The organism is Bartonella birtlesii IBS 325 (assembly GCF_000273375.1).
Classification (GTDB): domain Bacteria; phylum Pseudomonadota; class Alphaproteobacteria; order Rhizobiales; family Rhizobiaceae; genus Bartonella; species Bartonella birtlesii.
On record NZ_CM001557.1, the window covers coordinates 490,011 to 512,115 of the forward strand.

Here is a 22,105-nt window from a genome sequence, read left to right on the forward strand (position 1 = left end):
TTTTCGTTTGCTATTATTGACGAATGAATCCAAGAACCATACACCATACCATTAAAGAGTTTAATTTTTTAGGATAAAGATAATGATGCGTTATCAGTGTGAAGTTCCTCTTACGCCTGAATTGAGAGACGTGGCTGCTCAATCGAAAACTTGGCCTTTTGAAGAAGCACGTAAAATTATCAAACGGTATGAGAAAACGGGTTATCCAGAGAGCGTTTTATTTGAAACAGGCTATGGGCCTTCTGGTCTGCCGCATATTGGCACTTTTGGGGAGGTAGCACGTACAACTATGGTACGTCATGCTTTCCATATTCTCACAGAAAATAAAGTGAAAACAAAATTACTTTGTTTTTCTGATGATATGGATGGTTTGCGTAAAGTTCCTGATAATGTGCCTGATCGCAAGAAGATGGAAAGCTATCTTGGTCAACCGCTCAGTCGCATACCTGATCCTTTTGGTGATATTTATCCCTCTTTTGGAGCAGCGAATAATGCACGTTTGCAGGCTTTTCTTGATCGTTTTGGTTTTGATTACGAATTTGCCAGTGCTACTGATTATTATAGCTCTGGTCGTTTTGATGAAATACTTTTAAAAATACTTGCCTGTTATGACAAGGTAATGGCAATTGTTTTGCCAACATTGGGTGAAGAAAGGCGAGCGACTTATTCACTCTTTTTACCTATTTCTCCATTTTCTGGTAAGGTTTTACAGGTACCGATGATTGCTCGCAATGTTGAAAAAGGCACTGTCACCTACATTGAACCTGAAACAGGAGAAACTATTGAAACAGAGGTTACGGGTGGCAAAGTAAAATGTCAGTGGAAAGTGGATTGGGCCATGCGCTGGACAGCACTTAATGTTGATTATGAAATGGCGGGTAAGGATCTTATCGATTCCACAAATCTTTCTTCTAAAATTTGCAAAGCGCTTGGTGGAAAACCACCAGAAGGATTTAATTATGAGCTTTTTTTGGATGAGAAGGGACAGAAAATTTCTAAATCCAAAGGAAATGGCTTAACTATTGATGAGTGGTTAACCTATGCGCCAACGGAGAGTTTAGGGTTTTATATGTTTTCAAAGCCCAAAACAGCAAAACGGCTTTATTTTGATGTTATTCCAAAAGCTGTTGATGAATATTATGCGCATCTTGCAGCTTATGGTCGTCAAAACTGGGGAGAGCGACTTAATAATCCGGTATGGCATATCCATAATGGTTGCCCTCCACAAGTTAATTTGCCTGTACCCTTTGCTTTGCTATTGAATTTGGTAAGTGCTTCAAATGCGGAGAATAAAGAGGTTCTCTGGGGGTTTATTTCTCGCTATGCTAAAGGAGCAAATGCACAAACTTATCCAGAACTTGATCAATTGGTGCAATTTGCTCTTAAATATTTTGATGTTTTTGTTAAGCCTAACAAAAAATTTCGAACAGCAGATGATAATGAACGGGCAACGTTAGTACAAATTGATGAAAAATTAGCCAATTTACCTGAAACTGCTGATGCCAACACAATTCAAAATGCACTTCTTGATGTTGCGCGTTTAATAAAACGCTATCAAGATCATAGCAAAAGAAGTCCAGAAGGAGGGCCAGGTGTTTCAAATGTGTTTTTTCAAATGATTTATGAGGTCCTTTTAGGGCAAGAACGAGGACCACGATTGGGGTCATTTATTGCTTTATATGGGATTAATGAAATGCGTGCACTGATTGCTGAAGCGCTTGCACGACCTGTGGGGGAATGATGAAAAAGCGCGTGCAAGAAGTAAAACGGCGTCGCACATTTGCAATTATTGCTCATCCAGATGCTGGGAAGACAACGCTAACAGAAAAACTGTTATTATTTGGTGGAGCTATTCAGCTTGCCGGAGAGGTAAAAGCGAAAAAAGATCGCATTCAAACCCGTTCCGATTGGATGCATATTGAACGTGATCGCGGTATTTCGGTTGTAACATCAGTGATGACCTTTGAATATGAAGATCACATTTTTAATTTGTTAGACACTCCAGGCCACGAGGATTTTGCTGACGATACCTATCGCACTCTCACGGCTGTTGATAGTGCTATCATGGTGCTAGATGGTGCACGCGGAATTGAACCGAGAACACTGAAATTATTTGAAGTATGTCGGATGCGAGATATTCCTATTGTTACTTTTATTAACAAAATGGATCGTGAAACACGTGATTCTATAGAACTTTTAGATGAAATTGAAGAAAAACTCGCCCTTGATACGGCACCAATAACTTGGCCCATTGGTACGGGGAAGGATTTTGCAGGAACATTTGATCTTCATCATAATCGGTTTCGTAAAAAAGATGATGAGATAACACAACAGAAAGTTTCTGGACCCCACGAAGTTGCAAATCTTCTTCCTGAATATCAACGTTCAACTTTTATTGAAGGCGTAGAACTTGCACGAAATGCTTGCAAAAATTTTGATCTTCAAGCTTTTCGTGGAGGACATATGACACCGGTTTATTTTGGTTCTGCTTTACGAAATTTTGGTGTTCGTGATTTGATCAATGCGCTCATTGACTTTGGTCAAAGTCCTCGTAATCAGGATGCTGATCAACGCAGTATTGTTGCAACGGAAGCTAAAATGACAGGGTTTGTTTTTAAAATTCAAGCGAATATGGACCCTAATCACCGTGATCGTATTGCATTTTTTCGGGTCTGTTCTGGAACACTTGAACGTGGCATGAAGACAAAGTTGGTACGAACAGGAAAACCAATGACACTTTCGGCACCACAATTTTTCTTTGCGCGTTCACGTCAAATTGCTGATCAAGCCTATGCCGGTGATATTGTAGGGATTCCTAATCATGGCACATTGCGTATAGGTGATACCTTAACGGAAGGAGAAGATATTCTCTTTAAAGGAGTACCCAATTTTGCACCAGAAATTTTGCGTCGTGTCTGTCTAGGTGATCCGATGAAAGCAAAAAAACTCAAAGAAGCTCTGCAACAAATGGCGGAAGAAGGTGTCGTGCAATTATTTATCCCCGATGATGGTTCACCATCTCTCATTGGTGTCATTGGTGCTTTGCAGATTGATGTTCTAAAGGAAAGATTGAAAATAGAATATGGCTTGCCGGTGAGTTTTGAGCCAGCACGCTTTAATATATGTCGTTGGATTTCAGCACAAAGCAAAGATGAGTTGCAAAAATTTCTCAGCAATCACCGTTCTGCCATTGCCCATGATCTAGAGGGTGATCCAGTTTTTTTAGCAGAAAATCATTTTTCATTGAATTATGAAGCAGAACGAGCACCGAAAATAAAATTTGCGGCTTTTAAAGATTATCAAACACGCTCTGAATAAAAAAGTATTTTTCTATAAAAAAATTGTTTTTAAAAATCAAATAAGGAGGAGAGATAAGATTTCCTCTCTTTTTTAGAAAAAATCACATGAGCAGTTTAACGAAGCGCTTCTTTAATCCATTCAGAAACACGCGCTTTAGCGGCAGCGCCAACCATATTTGATGAAACCTTTCTATCTTTAAACATTAACAGGGTAGGAATCGAGCGTACTCCATATTGGGTAGCCAGTTCGGGATTTTCATCGATATTTACTTTGGCAATTTTAACTTGATTTTCCATTTCCAATGAGATTTCATCCAAAATTGGAGCAATCATTTTGCAAGGTCCACACCACTCTGCCCAAAAATCAACTACAACAGGGGTGGAAGAGTTCAGAACTTCATTTTCGAAATTGCTGTTATCAACTTTTATACATGTCATTGATTTATCCTTTATATTCATCTCTATAGATTGGTATGATAACGATTCATATCAAGTTATTGCCAAGATAAATTATAAGAGGTTGTAAGGGAAAAGGTTTTTCATAATTTATTAAACAATTTCATTAAGCAGCGTATCGAGTTTTTCTGGGAGAAGTTTAAAAACTTTTACTTCTTTGCTGTAGACAAGAAGTGCTTGGATCTCTTTATTGGGATGAATAGTTTGCAGTAATTTTCGATAAAGAGCCATTTGCAACAAATGATGTGGAGGGATGGTAGCTTCATTTTCAGGTGAGAATCCCGTTTTAAAATCAGCAAAGATTACGTTTTCTTCTGTGATATATATACGATCAATTTGACCGGAAACAGTTTGTTCTTTTCCACGAATTTTTACCATACCCATTAAGGGGACCTCAGCACGAGAATGATCAGAAAAGAGAGGGGTGAGGTAAGAATGATCTAAGATTTGCCAAACATGACAAAGTGCTGTTTCTTTTTGATTTTCAAACCAATGAGAAACTTTGATATTAAGATAGTGCTGAGCGTAATCGCGTCGCTTTTGGGGAGGGCAATTGGGTAAATATTGCAGCAATCGGTGAACAATATTACCATATTCAATAAAAAAAGCTCTGTTGGTGTTTGGTTCTCCTAAGACAGGTGAAGTACTCAGATATTTAGAATTTGAGGAAATTTCAGGATCAGCTTCAATAGAAAGACTAGCAACAGAAGGCCTCAACGGTTTGGGTAAAGCTGGTTCTTCTGGAACTTTATGAGAAAAAAAGGCGGGTAGAGATGGTGGTGTTTGGCGCGCAATATGAGGAAGCTCTTGGTTTATAGGGGCAAGTGAAGAAGGTGTAATGCAATAGCGCCAAGCTGCAATATCTTCTGCTGGGCCTTTTATAGCCACAGCATGTGGTTTGAGAGCATTCTTTACCAATTGTAGCCATGTATTCGGGAAAATTTTCTCACCACTATATCCGCAGACAAATAAGCAATCTTTAGCACGTGTCATTCCCACATAAAGAAGACGCCTATATTCTTCTTCAGCGCGTTTTTTTAAGTATGACAATGCTTGTTTAGAGGGCGGTGTCTCGAATTTTGCATGAGGGCGCCAAATAAAAGCTTGTTGATCACTCCATTGTGCATGATTTGAAGAAACTTTAAGCAAATGTGGTGCATGTTGAGGGTGCCAAATAGCACTCCCTGGGTCAACCAGAAACACAACAGCAGCTTCTAGTCCTTTTGCGGCATGAACAGTCATAATACGAATTTCTTCATGATTTTGATCAAATTCACGTTTAATTTCTGGGTCGTTTGCACTTAATGTTTCCAAAAAAGCTTGTAATCCTGGTAAACCAGTTTTTTGAATAGTGAGTGTGTAATCCATAAAAGCATCAAGCACATCATTTGCTTCAGATCCTAAACGAGCCAAAATCTTTTGACGTCCCTTATCATTATTTAGAATATGGCTATAGAATTCAAAAACCGGTATTTTATCCACGAGAGTGCGATATTGATTCAATTTTTCAAAAGCATTTTTAAAAGATGCATAAGATGAGGCATGCATACAAAGACTTTGCCAAAGAGAGCCTGTACGATGCGCAGAAAGCTGATAAAGTTCCTCTTCGCTAAGAACAAAAAGAGGACTTTTTAAAACACAAGCAAGAGAAAGATCATCTTGTGGTTGCAAGACAAAACGTGCCAGTGCCATTAAATCACGCACACTAATATGCTTTATAAGCTGTAAACGATCAGCGCCGGCGATAGGAATATTGCGTAATTTAAGAGCACGAGAAAGAGCAGAAACAAAGTGATCACGTTTACGAACCAAGATCATAATATCACTTGCGCGCATGAGGTGCTCTTTTGCTGGAAGCATTTCCCTTTTTTGTAACCAGCCAGCAATAGTTTCAGCAATTTTTTCTGCCAGACGCGTTTCAGGGGTGTCTAAATGATCAACGCTTAAATGCCAATCATCAGGAAGTTTGCTTTTTTCTTTAGGAATGGCATCCCATACAATAACCTCCCCAGGGCTATGAATACGAATAGCTTCATGGACTGTTTTGATATTTTCTGCTGAAAGTCCTTTGTAGTTTTCTGGTTTTTCAAAAACAAGATCAACACTTTTAAGAACATCTGCTGTAGAACGAAAAGAATAATTCAGTTGTATTTTTTCAAATTTTTGTTTTGCTTGCAGCGCCTTTTTTTGAATTATTCGTCCATTTTCGGCAAAATTTTCTGGTACAGCGCCTTGGAAAGAATAGATGGACTGCTTTTCATCTCCAACAGCAAAAAGAGTACGTGTATTTGTACGCTGGCCATAACCTGTAAAAAATTCTTGTGCCAGCAGTTGAATAATTTGCCATTGCTCAGGGTTGGTATCTTGTGCTTCATCAAGTAAAATATGATCAAGACCACGATCAAGTTTATAGTGCACCCATTGGCTTGCCCCTTTACGCCGTAATAGATTGAGTGTACGCTCAATAAGGTCATCAAAATCTAATAAACCGTTGGCTTTTTTTAGATTCGCGATGATTTTAAGATATAGAGCACAAAGCTGAAAAGCAGCCTTATTGAGTGTAGCGATTGTTGCGCATTGATATTTCTCTAAAAGAATAGAAAGCTTGTTTTGTTTATCTTCAAGTATTTGTTGAATAAAGGGCCAAATTTCATCTAATTTGTTACACGACAAAGATGAAAAATTGCGTGGTTCACCTGTTGTTTTAAAATAAATATCGGAAATAATACCAATAATGTTTTTTTCATCACAAGCGTTTTTTAATTGGGAAAATTTCGCGATCATTTTCTTAAGGCTCTTATTGCCGTTTGTTTGGCAATGTGTAAGGGCATAAAGAGGCAGACGAGCAGTTTGTTGAATTTTTTCTAATAACTGTTCATTTGTTTCATCAGATGCTAAATGAAAAAGTGCATGCAACTTCTCTTCTCCGTTTTCAGAAAGAACAGCGGACAAAAAACCGGCCAGTTTATGTTGCTTTTCAGTTGCTTCATAAAGCAATTGATTAAGTATGTGCTCGCTAATAACTTTAAGCAGCTGTTTCAAAGCGGGTTGAGCATCTTTATGTTCCAGAAGTTGGCGACGAGCTTCTTGGAGGAGTTTTTTTCGACTGATATCATCAACTAGTTCGAAATGCCCAGCAATATTGGCTTCCAGCATAAATTGATGCAACAGAGATTCACAAAATGCATGGATAGTTTGAATTTTTAACCCCCCCGGTGTCTCTAAGGCACGAGCGAAGAGTTGACGTGCATAGGTCAATTTTTGTGCACTAATGGGCTTATTTTCAAGTTGTGATAAGATTTCTTTAAGCTGTGCATCATCAAGTTCACTCCAGCTAGAAAGTGTGCGAAAAATCCGCGATTGCATAACAGCAGCAGCAGCTCTTGTATAAGTAAGGCATAAAATACGTGCAGGAGGGGTACCATTTAAAAGCAAACGAATAACGCGTTCGCTTAAAACGTGGGTTTTTCCAGATCCTGCATTGGCAGAAACCCATACATTTGTTTTTGGATGTGTTGCTGTTGCTTGTGCTTTAAGAGCTGCTTCAGGAATAGAAAAAAAAGTCATTCTTGATCTGCTTTCTGAAGTCCGCTTGACCATTCCCATAAGCGTGCTAAATGATCATAGTCACCTTCATATTCTCGTTTAAAAGGAACTGCGTTTGAAAGATAACCTTGTTGTGGATTTTGATAATAATTCATTAATGTGATAAGACGTTCCCACGCACTCTCACCAAGATCAAGAGCGCTTTGGTGGTCATTTTCTTCTTTCTTTGAAAAAATTGACTGGGAAGTAATTTTACCTTTTTTATTAAGAGCAACATAAAATAAATTTGTGGGAGTAAGATTCTGAAGATCTGGAAAAGCGCCTTGCATAAACAAAGCTGTTTCTAATGCCAATTGCGGAAACAATAAATCGCGCACTTCTTTTGATGAGGGGGGAGTACTGGTTTTAAAATCAAGTATTTCAACTGTTTTATTTGGCAATACATCAATACGGTCAATACGTCCAGAAAGAGTGACACCTGTAGTAGAAATGGGTATTTTTTGTGATACCACTTCGGCATATCGTTCTCGAGGTCCTAAGCTTTGTTCCCATTGGAGTAAAAATGGAGCAAGATTTTCAAAATTTGTCCACCAGATTGTTTCAATATCGGCAGGCAAATTAAATTTATCAAATTCTTGACGTCCTATGTTGAGGAGTATATCGAGTGCATTTGCAGCATTTGGGTTTTTTACTTGTCTACAAAAAGTAGCAAGAATAGCATGATAAAGTATTCCACGTTCAGCGGCACTAGGAGCATGGATGAGGGCTTTAAGCGGTTTAAGACGTAGGATTTTTTTTGCATAAATGGCATAAGGATCATACCGCAACGTTGCTATTTCAGTAACGGAAAAATGGCGAGGGCGTGCTTCAAGGGGTGGTACAGGACAAGGACGTGTCACACCAGCAATGATATTTGTATGATCAAGCATTTTCGCCCAATGAAGAAATATTTCACCTCGTGCACGGATTTGTTGCCAAACTTGTTTTCCTACGACAGTTTCTAAGCGCTGTAACCAGCGTGAAGGAATGGAAGGCGTATGATTCACTCGTAATGCTCGGCTTATCACCACTTTATCCATTCCCATAGCCCATTGAAAGTCATGTGCAGAAAGGCCTATACGCTGTTCAGGTGGTTCGAGACTTAACATCATTTTCATCGGTCGTGATAAAAAAGCATCATTGCGGGTTGTAATTGGCCATGATCCTTCATTAAGTCCTCCGATGACGATAGTATCAACCGTTTGTAAACGTGATTCCAAAGTACCCCAGATAAATAAACGAGGGTGTCCTCCAGGGGAAGGCGTGACAGAACGGGCAGCTATCAGCGCTGAAAACATAGCAGGCCATTCGCAAAGAGGGAATGTTAACCCTGATTGATCGCTCACCAATTCACGCAAAAAAATCAACAGAGCTTGACCTGCTTCATGTTGATAAAGATGGGCAAGTGAATTGTTTTCATTACGCCCAAAATTTTCAAAAACTTCAACTGTTGCAACTGCGACCTCATTTATTGTGCATTCTTGTTTTTGTTTCATAAGAGATGCTAAAGGCTCCACAGCTTTGACCAAAAGATCACCAAGCAAGCGTACTTCTTCAAATTTTTGTTGGTCAAATACATCGGTTTCAGAAATATTGCTTAAATATGTTGCTATCCATTTTTCAAGAAATTTGTTGCATTCGCAAAGATTGATACAACCAGCATTTTCTCTAAGAACAAAGAGTTCAAAATTTTCTGCCATTTCGCGTAAGCGATGACGCTCTTGACCTAATGTGGTGAGTGGATGTTTGAGAAGGGAAAGAAAAGCAATAGGATCATAGGGCTGAAAAACATTTTCTAAAAGAAGCCGGAACAAGGTTGCAGGCAGTGTTTGCGCAAGTGGTATTCCGCCTGAATCATTTGCTTCAATACCAAAACGCTGTAGTTCAGCTACGACACGGCGCGCTAAATTGCGGTCATTAGTAATAAGAGCTGCGTTTTTTTGAGGTTCTTCGATCGCATTGCGTAAGGCAACAGCAATGGCAAGCGCTTCTTCACGCTCATTTATCGCTTCAATAAATGACCAATCGGCACAAAGATTTTCATAATCATCGCGGACAATTTGTATCCAGCGCTCTGTTGTAGAGGCTGGTCGCAGCGCTTCTGATAAAAGAGCCATACGCTTTTTCTTTATTAAATTTTGTTGACCAATTTCGCACACATCGATGCGGTGGCATTCCATAAGAGAAAGAAGTTTTTTTAAATGATATTGAGGATGACTAAAAGCATTCGTTGTATGATAAGAAATATCATAAGCTGTTTTTTCCTTATGGGTTATACCTAATGCTTCCCATTGCTCTTCATCCATATCAAGATCAAGACCAGGAAGAACAACAGCACCTTTGGGCAGAGAGGCAATAACTTTTAGAAGATGAGAAACTGCAGGTATAGAACCTGACACACCCGCTGCAAGAATGGGTTTATTAGGCCGAGTTCGCCATAAAATCTCAGCATGTATTTTAAGTGCTTGATTGCGCCATGCAGTGGGATTACTTTGCCTTCTTTCTTGTAAAATTTTCGGCCAACTTTGTGTAACAATGGTGAGAAAATCGAGCGTTATTTGCCACCATTCTGCAACTATATCGGGGGAAATGTCTTTAAGTTTTGACCAATCTGCTGATTCTGTTTCCATCTCATCCATTAGCCTTGCTAAATCTTGCGCAAGCCAAATTGCATCAGCAGTATGAGCGGGAATAAGCACATCTTCTGTACCAAACATGGCACGTAAATGAGCCGGCAAATTTTCACGCCATGGACGAATGAGACGCGCAAGAAGCAGAAGGCGTTCACTTTCTCCAATCGGAGGATTCAGAGCGTTGATATGGTTTTCTCTAAAAAGAAAACTATCTTCATCCACATCTCCCAAAGCGTAAATGGTTGGTAAAAAGGTTGATCTTGTATCGCTTCTTTCCACAAAGGCTAAACGCAAAGCACGCGCAGCACGGCGTGTTGGAACATAGATAAGGGTATCTGCAAGAGCAGTTTGAATATCTCCATGAGTTGCGAAATTATCAATAAGTACACCAGCAAATAGTGAATCGACAAAATGCGGTAAAAAAGGTGTTCCCGGAGAAATAGAAAAGACACGTGGTTTATAGGTCATGTGATCTCATTTGGGATGTAGGAAAATATTCCGCTTTATTGATTATTTATATTGTTTCCACTCTATACAATTTTTATAAAGGGTAAAACTGAAAAACTGCATCTATACAGGAGATTGTTAACTTTGGTTAAGCAACTTTAATAAAAATACCCATGCATTCTTATAAAAAGTCTGGGAATAAAAAAAGAAAGTAAAGACATTTCTTTTTTAGCGTCCCACAATGAAAGTCGATTATTTTTGTAAAAAGAGTTTTTTGAGAATTAAAAATAGAAACACCTATCCTGTTTTTGAAAAGAGCCCCATTTCTTGATAAAGATTTTGTAAAGGTGCAAGTATTGGATGTGAAAGATTGCGGACAAGATAATCTTGTACATGGGGGAGATATTTAAGATAAGATGATTTTCCGTCCCGCTGATGAAGGCGTAGAAAAATTCCTAACACTTTCGAAGCGCGTTGGGCACCTGCAAACGCATAAAGCTTGCGAAATTCACCTTCATTAAAGGGGCGTGGTGCTTTATGACGCGCATGACAATAGGCATCAAGAATTTTTATTTCGAGTATTGGGGAAATAAACACACGTGCATCTTGCGCTAAAGAAACAAGATCATAAGCTGTTGAACCTATTAAGCCATCTTGAAAATCAATCAAACCAATACGATCAAATCCTGCCTTATGTGTGCGCCAAAGAATATTGGGTGAATGATAATCACGCATCACAAATGTGTTCTCTCCTTGAGTAAGATGATCAAGATAGGGCTGCCAACAAGCAAAAAAAGCTTTACGTTGTTGTTGGTCTAAGTTCTTTTGTATTTGAAAAGGTATATACCAGTCGAGTAACAAGGAGAGTTCTGTTTGCAGTACTTGGCAATCATAGGAAGGAATTTGCAGTAAAAATGTTGCAAATTGCTTTTGGGAAGGCCATGATTTTTGATGAAAGGTAGCCAGTAATTCGCTACAGGCGATATAACGCTCTTCTAAAGGATGACCGCTTTTATCTAAAATTCCTTCATTTCCGAAATCCTCCAGAATCAAAAGACCTTTTTCAAAATCTTCGACAAAAATATGAGGAGCAGAAAAACCATTCTCTAATATGAGTTGATTAATTCCAATAAATTGACGAATATCTTTTGCAAGTTGTGCCATTGTTACGTAAGAGAGATCCATATTTTGTTTCATCTGCATGGTTGGTGCATCCATGAGAACTTTTTTATGCTGCCCATCATAAAGAAGTTCATAAGTACGCCCTGAGGCATCACCAGCTAAAAAATGACGATGTACATGACCACATCCATGGGTTTTTAAAAATGTACGAATTGCGAAAGAGCGTTGTAGACGTTCAAGAGAATTTTGTGATGCTGTAAGCGTCACATGACGCCCATAATCTCCATGTTGTAAAGTGAGTGAAAAAGTAATCGGTTCTAAGAGCTCTGCTCCTTTTTCTGGCCATTCAATGAGTAAAATACTTCGCTCACGTGCTTCATGAAGACCTAATTCATCAATTTCTTCTGCCATAGAAAGACGATAAAAATCTGCATGAATAATTTCAAATTTTGGAAGCTGATAGCTTTGAACAAGAGTAAAGGTAGGGCTTGGAACATCCAGACTATTGTCGTTTGCAAGTGTGTGGATGATTGCCCGTGCGATGGTTGATTTTCCTGCTCCAAGATCACCTTGCAGTGTTACTAGATCACCAGGCTTTAAAGCGAGCGCTAAATCTTGTGCGAAAAGTTTGGTTGCTTTTTCATTTTCAAGAAAAAAACTAAAATTCATAAACAGTTTCCTGCAGGGACAAAAAAATTGTCTAACAATAAAAGACGAGATTAAAAAATTTTATCTCCTTTGGGGATTGGGAAAAAACATTTGACCGTTGTTCCTTGTCCCGTGCCGGTAAGAATTTCAACGTGACCACCATGCAGTTCAACAAAGCTTTTTACAAGAGAAAGCCCAAGACCTGCTCCTGCGCGTCCACCATGATGTGAATGAGAAGAAAAACGTTTGAAAATGCGATCAAGAATATCTTCTGGAATATCAGATCCCTCATTGTGGACACTAAAGACGATGTTGTCATTTTGTTCATCAACACAAAATTCAATCGTGCTTGCTTCTGGTGCAAAGTTAATAGCATTACTGAGAACATTAACAAAAATTTGATGCAAACGTGTTGCATCCGCAGAGATACAATTTAAGGAGGGAGAAATTTGCTGTAAAAGCGTAATATGGCGTCCATTAAGACGTTCTTCTACACGTGTTACTGCTTGCACCATAGCATCAGCAATATTAACCGACTGTATATTTAGCTCCATAATACCTGCATCAAGGGTAGCAAGATCAAGGATATCATTCACAATATTTAAAAGGGTGCCTGATTCTGAGTGAATATGCCCAAGATATTCCTTTTGGCGTTCATTAATAGAACCAAAAATTTGATCACGTAAAATATCAGAAAATCCAATAATATTGGTAAGAGGCGTACGAAGTTCATAGGAAACATGTTGAACAAATTTATTACGCAAATGATCAGCACTTTCTAAGGCTTCATTTTTTTCCTGAAGAGCACGTGCAACATGAACTGTATCCGTCACATTAACAAAAGTAAGCATTGTCTGCCCATCGGGAAGAGGTACAAGTTTATAGTCAATGATCATGCCATTTGTAAGGTCCATACGACCTGAATAGGTGTCACGTTTTTCAGCAAAACCTGTAATAAATTTGGTAAACTGTTCCCATTCTTGTCTCAAGGTTAAGGCCGAACAATGGTTTTGTAATTGTGTAATATGGGTACCTTCTACCAATAAATTATAGGGAAGAGACCATAATTTTGATAAGGCAGGATTTGATAAACGAAGGCGCCCATCCGTGCCAAAAACCACAACGCCTTCTGCAAGTTTATCAAGAGTTTCACCTTGTATTTTAATAAGGGTATTATAGCGTCGTTCAAGGTCAATTTTTTCTGTAAGATTTTCATAAAGCCAAGTGACGCCTCCTTGGGGATGAGGGTTTGAGACAACACGTACAGTACGCCCGTCTGGCAGATTCCAAATTTGTTGATTTGATTCTGTTTGCCTATAGGCTTTGAAAAGCTCTTCTTTCCATGCACGCCAATCGGGGTGTTCTGCAATAAGTCCTTTTTCACGCAAGTGTTCAAGAAGCAATGTATGGCTGGGTTCACTTTCTAAAAAAGAACTCTCCAATGTCCATAAAATTTTAAAAGCCTGATTGCAGAATTTTAATTTTTGGTTGTTATCAAAAACAGCGACAGCTGTTGAAATTTGGTCAAGTGTTTCACAGTGGCTTTGAAGAACACGTTTTAGTTCATTAGCAAGATTTTCATATGCACTGTCATCATGCGCAAAAGCTGCCATTCCTTCGGTTGTTGTAATCCGTGTGAGATGAAAATGACGCCGTTCTCCATCAATAACTGTGTGAACATGCTCTTGAAAAATTGTTTCTTCCTCTTCTGTTTTGTTTTGTGTTGCTGCACTAAAAAGATCATTTACTTCATTACCACCTTCCTGAAATTTTGTCATTTCTTTAAAGGCACGATTGGCAAAACAAATTTTTCCTTCACAATCTCGTATCCATACCGGTTCTTGAATACGGTCAAGAAGGTTACGCTGCATTCTAAGTTCGATAAGAATTTTGGCGATATCTTTTTGTAAACGTGCATTTTCGCTCTGCTGTTTTGATATATCTTGAAAGCGTGCAATAACTACAGTTCCTGCAATGACTCCTGTAACTTGTAACGGTATATTATTTGTCGTGGTAATAGAAAGTTCAAAAGGATGCGCTTCATAACGCAACTGCATTAATGCATAATCAAGTTCTCGACTTGAATGTTCTTCAAGCCAGAGCTCAAAATACTGAAAATCTTTTTGACCAATTCCTGCTTTTTGTAATGCGCCAATATTACCAACCACACGAGGTGAAGCGTTCGGGTTTTCCCAAATAAGAAGGAATTGCCCTGTTTCTTCTAGAAGCCATTCATAATATTTAAGTTTCTCATAAGAGTTTGTTTGAATTGTTTGCTGAGGTTTCCATGAAGCTTTTTTTGCATGCCTCATAAGAGCTATACAAGTAAGAAATAAGGCACAAGATATTCCTCCAAAGAGAGCAACAAGAAGCCATGGACCATCCGGTAAAGTAAAGGTAAATGGCAAATATGTTTCCACTGACTGTGCAACAACGCATGTCGGAAAAAAAAGGTAAAGAAGACAAAAGATATGCGTGCAGATTCGGATCACTTTTTGAACTTTTTCTTTGGAGTCATAATCACCAAAGCTGAACACGACACTTTTTCCTTTTTTTTAACCCAAGGAAACATTTTAGTAACGATAATGATTTGGTTTATAAGGCCCTTGAGGTGTAACTCCAATATAAGCAGCTTGTTCTTCTGATAAAATAGTTAATTTTATTCCTAAACGATCAAGGTGAAGGCGCGCAACTTTTTCATCAAGATGTTTGGGCAAAACAGCCACTTCATTTTTGTAGTGTTCTGAACGAGTAAAGAGTTCAATTTGCGCTAAAACTTGATTGGTAAATGAGGCTGACATGACAAAAGAAGGGTGTCCCGTAGCATTACCAAGGTTAAGTAAACGCCCTTCAGAGAGCAAAATGATACGTTTCCCATCAGGAAAGGTGATCATATCAACTTGTGGCTTAATATTTGTCCACGGCAAATTTCTAAGGGCTGCTACTTGGATTTCGTTATCAAAATGGCCAATATTTCCAAGGATGCACATATCTTTAACTTGTCGCATATGGTCTAATCGGACAATATCTTTATTGCCCGTTGTTGTGATGATAATATCGGCACTGGAAGCGGCATCATCTAAATGAACCACTTCATAACCATCCATTGCTGCTTGAAGAGCACAGATTGGGTCAATTTCTGTTACTTTAACACGAGCCCCAGCACCTGAAAGAGAAGCTGCTGAACCTTTGCCTACATCACCATAACCACAGACAATGGCTGTTTTACCAGCTATCATCACATCTGTTGCGCGCCGAATACCATCTACAAGTGATTCTTTACAGCCATATTTATTATCAAATTTTGATTTTGTAACACTATCATTGACGTTAATAGCAGGAAAAGGCAAAAGTCCTTCCTTTTGTAATTGATGAAGGCGATTTACACCCGTTGTGGTTTCTTCACTCACACCTTTGATTGCTGCACGCTGTTGCGTGAAAAAACCCGGTGTTGTATCCATGCGCTTTTGGATTTGTTTGAAAAAAAACGCTTCTTCTTCTGTTTTTGGATGAGAGAGAATATCATTATTTTCTTCTGCACGACATCCCATTAAAATATAGTTTGTAGCATCAGCTCCATCATCTAAAATAAGATTAGAGAGATTTCCGTCAGGCCATTGGAAAATGGCATCTATATAAGTCCAATATTCTTGCAATGTTTCACCCTTAACCGCAAAAACAGGGGTACCAGTTGCAGCAATAGCTGCTGCTGCGTGGTCTTGTGTAGAAAAAATATTGCTAGAACTCCAACGTACATCAGCTCCCAATGCTTGTAGTGTTTCAATCAAAACAGCTGTTTGTATGGTCATATGCAATGAACCAGAAATACGTGCTCCGCGCAAAGGTTGGCTAGAAGAAAACTCTTTACGACAAGCCATTAAACCAGGCATTTCAGTTTCAGCAATGTCAAGTTCTTTACGCCCATAGGCAGCAAGTGTGATATCTTTGACAACATAATTCAGAGTTGCCATTCTTTATTCCTTTAAAATCAATTTTTGCAAGACGGTAGGAGAAATTAAAAAAAATGCAAGCCAATAGAAAGATTTCTTTATGGGAAAAAATCCTTAAAAATCTCCATAAATTTTTGCACCAAATAGGCATCTATCTGTATTAAATGATAGTAATTTACAAAATAGAGAGGATTATAAAATTTTCTTAAGTAAGCAAAGTTTACCAATATCTTTCATTTTTAAGTTATATCGGTTTTTGTATATACGCTAGATTAAAGTGAAAGTTCCATGTATTTTCTTTGGTTTATTTGTGAAATAAAAAACAGCTTTATTTAATATAGCACTATCAAGATAAAAACAAATTTTTAGATTTTCCTTTACCGAAGCTTTATAGTTTTCAAAACCATTCAAATAATCTTGTTTTTTAATAATGAAAATTACAAAATGCCTTACACTGTTTTGTATAGATTTTTTAATGGAATCATTTCCTTTTAGGAAGAAAAGCGTACCATTGTGCAGCTTATCATAGTTAAAAAGACATTTTCATTTTGCTTTGAGTTTCAGTTCTTAGTGCTTGCTCATAAATAATATAATGTAAGATTATTGGACGTATCTTTATGCTTATGAAAATACAACTTAACCCCATTTAATATTATAGCTATTTTTGCATTAAGAGTATTTATAAAGAATATTTTACTTTTTTCAAACATCAAACAATTAAGCATAAGGCTTTAACACTAAAAGTATAATTGTAAATCAATAAGTTAACTAACATTTTAGAGAATTTACGCTAGGCTGGCAAATTTTTAGAAAATTGACCGTGTGGACGAAAACGCCAGAGATAGCTTGGTAAGAGAGCAGTCATTGCTCTTGGGGTAATGCCTGCACCTTCTAAAGTATATCCTTTTTCAAGAGCTTCTTGAGATACAATATTATCCATTTGTAAGAAACGTATCTGATGTTTTGTTACGAGTGTTGGCACTAAAGGCAATTTACCGATAGCTCCAAAAAAACCTCCTATCAATAGCCCTACAGAAAGAGGCATGGGTAGAGTTACCTTTTTGCGGTGAATAATTTTGAGTATATTTTTAAGAATATTTTGGAAAGTAATAATCTGAGGACCACCAAGGTCATAACTTTTTCCAGCGGCAACTTTTCCTTCTAAGGCACGCACAACAAATTCCGCGACATCATTTACATACACAGGTTGTAATTTACTTTGACCACCACCAAAAAGGGGCATAATTGGTAAAAAACGTGATAAGTCTGCTAAGGTATTAAAGAAACAATCCTCTGCTCCAAAGATAACGGATGGGCGCATAATAATCGTTTGAGGATGCTTATTTTGAACGATTTGTTCACCCGCAAATTTGACGCGTGCATAAAGACATGAAGCATGTTGATTGGCGACAAGTGTTGACATATAAATAAGCGGAATACCGGCTTCTTCTGCTAATTCAGAAACATTTTGCGTACCATTAATTTGTGTTTTTTGAAAGTTTGACTGATTTGCTTGCGCTAAGCTACCGGGAAGAAACACTGCGCCATCTGCTCCAAGCAATGCACGCGCAACAGAAGCGCGATGCTTGATATCGGTTTTAAGCATTTGGGTTTGCCCTACTTCTCCTATTTGGAGCATGTAATAAGCTTTGTGTGGACAGCGAACAGCAATGCGAACACGATAACCCCGCTTGGTTAAAGTTTCAACGACGTGCCGCCCCACAAAGCCAGAACCGCCGAAAACAGTAATAAGTTTAGGATGTTGATAAAGTGCAAAATCAAGTTGCATGATAAAAAAGTCAATCTCTCAAAACTCTATGAATAATCAATTCCTAACATGGTGGTGTTTTGTTGTCACGTAAAATATCACCTGCAAGGTAAAGGGAACCACTAATAAGGACAATTGCATCTTTATGCTCTGAGTTAATTTTATGTAAGGCATCTTTCAGATGATCTTGTGGGGTAGCAAAAAGTCCTACTTTCCGTGCGGACTCAGCTAAAATCATTGGACAAATACTAGCGTTATTGTCAGTTAACGGGATCGTATAGACTTTATCTACGAGTTTTGCTAGAGGATGAAAATAACCTACAGCATCTTTAGTATTGAGCATACCAGCAATCATAATGAGAGGACGGTTTGATTTTTGTTTCCACTTGGTAAGTTCTTCTGCAATAACTTTCCCCGCAGCAGGATTATGGCCACCATCTAACCATAAATCAATACTAGGAGACAACTGATCAACCAAGTTTCCATGGGTAAGGTGTTGCATCCGTGCTGGCCAGTAAATATTTTGCAAAGCATGATTTATTGTCTGTTCTGAAAGTTGAAAACCTGCTTGATAAACTGCTTCAAGAGAGGCTCCGGCATTAGCGATTTGGTGAGCTCCAATAAGGTTAGGAAGTGGAAGATCCATAAGACCTTGACTATTTTGGAAAACCATATGCCCATATTCTGTATAGCTTTGATAATCTTGATCAAACAGGGAATAAGGCGCTTTATTTTTATCCGCAAGGGTTGTTAAAAGTGAAAAGGTTTCATCATGATCTTGCTTACCGATAACCACTGGAACAGCTGGTTTGATAATTCCCCCTTTTTGAAAAGCAATTTGTGCAATTGTGTTTCCAAGAAAAGTCTCATGATCGTAGTCAATGGGCATAATAAGGGATACAGCTGGCTTGTGAATCACATTTGTAGCATCAAAACGTCCTCCTAATCCAACTTCTAGAATTACTACATCAGCTGGATGTGTGCTAAATAACATAAAGGCAGCCGCTGTAAAAATTTCAAAAACAGTGATCGGGTTGTCACGATTCACTTTTATGATTTCATGAATTGTTTCAGCCAATTTGTTTTCTGTGACAAGTTGTCCGCCTCCTATTTGACCTAGCCGACAACGTTCATTCCAGTTCACCAAATGAGGTGAACTATAGACATGAACGCGGTAGCCTGCGCTTTCCAAAAGAGCACGACAAATCGCTGAAGCAGATCCTTTGCCATTTGTGCCAGCAATGTGAATAACAGGCGCAAGCTGTAAATGCGGATTGCCAAGACGTTCTAAAAGGTGAAGAATACGTTCTAAAGAAAGGTCAAACTTTTTTGGGTAGTTTTTCAGTAAATCATCTACCATCCTTTGCACTTGGCTTTTTTCCATGCACTTAAGCTGCTTTTGTTGTAGAAACCGATGCTTGAGAATTTGTTGGCGATGGATTGGAAGGGTTAACAGTGGCAGGATATTTCATCATCAAGCGTAGAAGGCGTGCAATGGTTTTTTTCATTTCTAAACGCGATATAACCATATCAACCATGCCATGTTCGAGCAGATATTCGCTACTTTGAAAACCTTCTGGTAAGGTTTCACGTATGGTCTGTTGAATAACACGTGGTCCCGCAAAACCAATCATAGCACCAGGTTCGGCAATGTGAATATCACCAAGCATGGCATAAGAAGCAGTAACACCACCGGTGGTTGGATTGGTAAGAACCACAATATAGGGGAGTTTTGCTTCTTTCATCATTTCGATAGCTACGGTTGTACGAGGCATTTGCATCAATGAAAGTGTTCCTTCTTGCATGCGTGCACCGCCAGAAGCAGCAAAAAGAACTAAAGGGCGTTTTTCAGCAATGGCTGTATCAAAAGCTTTTATGATAGCTTCTCCTGAAGCCATACCAAGAGAACCACCCATAAAGGCGAAGTCTTGAACGGTAGCTATAATTGGTAAACCCTCTATGGTTCCTCGTGCACTTAAAATATTGTCATCAACACCAAGTTTAGAACGATAATCTTTTAACCGGTCAATATAGCGTTTTTCATCGCGAAACTTTAAAGGGTCTGTTACAACTTTTGGATTTTCAAGAGGCGTATAAACCCCATCATCAAAAAAATGCATGAGACGATTTTTAGCGCTGATGCGCATATGATAGCCAGAAGTAGGAATCACATATTGGTTCACTTCCAAATCTTTATGGAAGACCATTTCACCACTGGTGGGATCTTTAATCCATAGATTATCTGGAATTTCACGGCGCCCCAATATAGAGTTAATTTTAGGACGAACATAATTTGTGATCCAGTTCATCTTTACAACCTCTCTTTATATTATACATTTTTTACATGATTTCAAAAAATAGAGAATTTAAATAATCAGATTCACCTTACCAGTTGAATAAATAAGTCTATTTAAATTTTTTGCACTATACGTATAACTCCAACCCTATTATCTTTAATTTTTTATCAATATCATAGCAATTTCTCCCATTAAAAATATTCCTTTTTCACATTTACTTTTGATGAAAACGAACATTTAATGCGCTATTAATTTTGGCACCCTTAAAGCAAAAAGACCTTATATTTATAAAATATCACTAAAGCTACAATAGTCTGTAAAAAGAGTGGATATGATAATGTTATGTTAACGAAACGCCAACACCAGAGCAAGATTTTTTTCAGGAGGTTTCTTTTATAAACAAATAAAAATAATTCTTAATAAAGCATACAACTTATTTTCTATTCTCTTTCACATGTGTGTTTTATCGGGTTTTAAGTTAAATGTTATTATTTTTTACCAAGCATGTGCCGTGGTCTTTTAAGAAAGCATTTTATGTCATATGCCAAAAAACGTTATATAATGCGTGTGTAAAAAGCGTGTACTTCTTGTTCTGGTCGAAAAAAATAGACGGCAAATATAAAATATTCACGCCCAAGCAAGAAGCCGTTAACAACATAAAAGGCAGTCAAATTAATACCTGGTACGAAAAATAAAATCAAAACAATTCCATTACCAAAAAAACTTAAAAGAACAAATTTCAAGAAGAGAATAAGAAACGCACAAACGACAAAGTACGTCCAACAAGCTCATTTGGATAGTTCTCTTTTTCAATAATTTCAGCAGCTTCATCGATGAAAAAACCGCCAGTCGTAGCGGTGATTAGGGCAATTAAAAAAGTCATCAGTAAAACTAAACCAAGATTAAAAATGATAAATATTCTCAATCCTAACCATCTTGCCCAACTAGATAATCCAGGAAGAAAATGTGCAATCCAAGGCCTAAAATAGGCAATAAAATTGCGTACACATAGCCATAAAATAGCTAGTATACCAAAGGTAATCCCCCAAATTTTCAATATCATAATGCGATATTGTGTGGTCAGAAGACGTTATAACGCGCAATAAGTAGCAGAAAAAATCATAACACCTGAGTAAATAAGAAAAAAGTGAAAACAAGAGAGAAATCAGAGAGCATGTTATATATGCACTTAATTTATAGATCCTATAAGTTTGGTGATTAAGAAAATAAGTCATAAAGAGACAGTATTTTTATTCACAGTTCGCTAACATATTTCTCTCTATTACAGTAGTATAATGTGCATTCATATATTTTAAAAATAAGAATGCTGTATCTGTTTATTTTCAATTTTTATGCACCTGACCAAATATATAAATATGAAATTGAACAGAATGTGCAGATTAGGATTTATCCTAGCAGCTAGGCCGTAAATTACATAAACAATCAGCAGATAAAATTTACCTGAAAAAAATAATCTGTTTACAGATTGGTAGAATGAAGAATCTTTATTTTTTTAGGCAGGAATAAGGGCAAATATTATAGAACATGACGTAGAACTAATAGAGAACTAACAGTATAAACGGCATGAAACAGTCTAAATACCATTAATGCTAGTTTAAATAGACTGAAATGTATAAGGATTTTTATTTCTTTCAGAGAGAAGGTTACTGTTTGTACAAAGGGAAGTTCAATGAAATTTGTACGTAAAGATATTTAGTAGTTAAATTTCATTTTTGTTTTGTGTTGCCTTTTATTTAAAGTATTCTCAGTTCTCAGTTCTCAGTTCTCAGTTCTCAGTTCTCAGTTCTCAGTTCTCAGTTCTCAGTTCTCAGTTCTCAGTTCTCAGTTCTCAGTTCTCAGTTCTCAGTTCTCAGTTCTCAGTTCTCAGTTCTCAGTTCTC

The 22,105-nt window shown here is 37.8% G+C and carries 11 protein-coding genes and 1 pseudogene; 2 read left to right on the forward strand and 10 right to left on the reverse strand.

The genetic code is table 11. From position 1 onward, the window contains the following. Window positions 1-82: 82 nt before the first annotated feature. The gene (locus QWU_RS02620; protein WP_017196138.1) at window positions 83-1,741 is read left to right on the forward strand and encodes a lysine--tRNA ligase; all 1,659 of its coding nucleotides are present in this window, start codon (window positions 83-85) and stop codon (window positions 1,739-1,741) included. Continuing rightward, complete coding sequence (locus QWU_RS02625; protein WP_017196139.1) at window positions 1,741-3,318, forward strand: peptide chain release factor 3; 1,578 nt, start codon at window positions 1,741-1,743, stop codon at window positions 3,316-3,318. The genes QWU_RS02620 and QWU_RS02625 overlap by 1 nt, the downstream gene beginning before the upstream one ends. Window positions 3,319-3,413: 95 nt before the next feature. On the opposite strand, the gene trxA is transcribed toward QWU_RS02625, so the two are convergent. From trxA to QWU_RS10280, 10 genes and pseudogenes are all read right to left on the reverse strand, one after another. Continuing rightward, entirely contained in the window at window positions 3,414-3,737 is a 324-nt protein-coding gene (trxA, locus tag QWU_RS02630) for a thioredoxin (protein WP_006589986.1), read from the reverse strand. A 111-nt stretch (window positions 3,738-3,848) separates the two neighbouring features. Continuing rightward, entirely contained in the window at window positions 3,849-7,322 is a 3,474-nt protein-coding gene (addA, locus tag QWU_RS02635) for a double-strand break repair helicase AddA (protein ID WP_006589987.1), read from the reverse strand. Then, window positions 7,319-10,441 carry a double-strand break repair protein AddB gene (gene addB, locus QWU_RS02640; RefSeq protein ID WP_006589988.1) on the reverse strand — a complete coding sequence of 1,041 codons (3,123 nt, stop codon included), beginning with the start codon at window positions 10,439-10,441 and terminating at the stop codon, window positions 7,319-7,321. Before addB ends, addA begins: the two co-directional genes overlap by 4 nt. A 276-nt stretch (window positions 10,442-10,717) precedes the next feature. Next, a complete protein-coding gene (locus QWU_RS02645) occupies window positions 10,718-12,211 on the reverse strand; it encodes a bifunctional tRNA (adenosine(37)-N6)-threonylcarbamoyltransferase complex ATPase subunit type 1 TsaE/phosphotransferase (protein ID WP_006589989.1) in 1,494 nt (497 codons plus the stop codon). 50 nt (window positions 12,212-12,261) lie between these two features. After that, window positions 12,262-14,727, reverse strand: a complete 2,466-nt coding sequence (locus QWU_RS02650) for a sensor histidine kinase (protein WP_006589990.1) — start codon at window positions 14,725-14,727, stop codon at window positions 12,262-12,264. Window positions 14,728-14,763: 36 nt separating this feature from the next. After that, the gene (gene ahcY, locus QWU_RS02655) at window positions 14,764-16,161 is read right to left on the reverse strand and encodes an adenosylhomocysteinase (RefSeq protein ID WP_006589991.1); all 1,398 of its coding nucleotides are present in this window, start codon (window positions 16,159-16,161) and stop codon (window positions 14,764-14,766) included. Window positions 16,162-16,930: 769 nt separating this feature from the next. Next, window positions 16,931-17,929, reverse strand: coding sequence for a complex I NDUFA9 subunit family protein (locus tag QWU_RS02660; protein ID WP_006589992.1), 999 nt, complete (start codon window positions 17,927-17,929; stop codon window positions 16,931-16,933). Window positions 17,930-17,972: 43 nt separating this feature from the next. After that, complete coding sequence (locus tag QWU_RS02665) at window positions 17,973-19,292, reverse strand: bifunctional folylpolyglutamate synthase/dihydrofolate synthase (protein WP_006589993.1); 1,320 nt, start codon at window positions 19,290-19,292, stop codon at window positions 17,973-17,975. 4 nt (window positions 19,293-19,296) lie between these two features. Beyond that, window positions 19,297-20,217 (reverse strand): acetyl-CoA carboxylase, carboxyltransferase subunit beta, encoded by a 921-nt coding sequence (gene accD, locus QWU_RS02670; protein WP_006589994.1) that lies wholly within the window; start codon window positions 20,215-20,217, stop codon window positions 19,297-19,299. A gap of 531 nt (window positions 20,218-20,748) precedes the next feature. Further along, window positions 20,749-21,268, reverse strand: a pseudogene (locus QWU_RS10280) (EI24 domain-containing protein); the annotation flags it as partial. Between the last annotated feature and the right edge of the window lie 837 nt (window positions 21,269-22,105).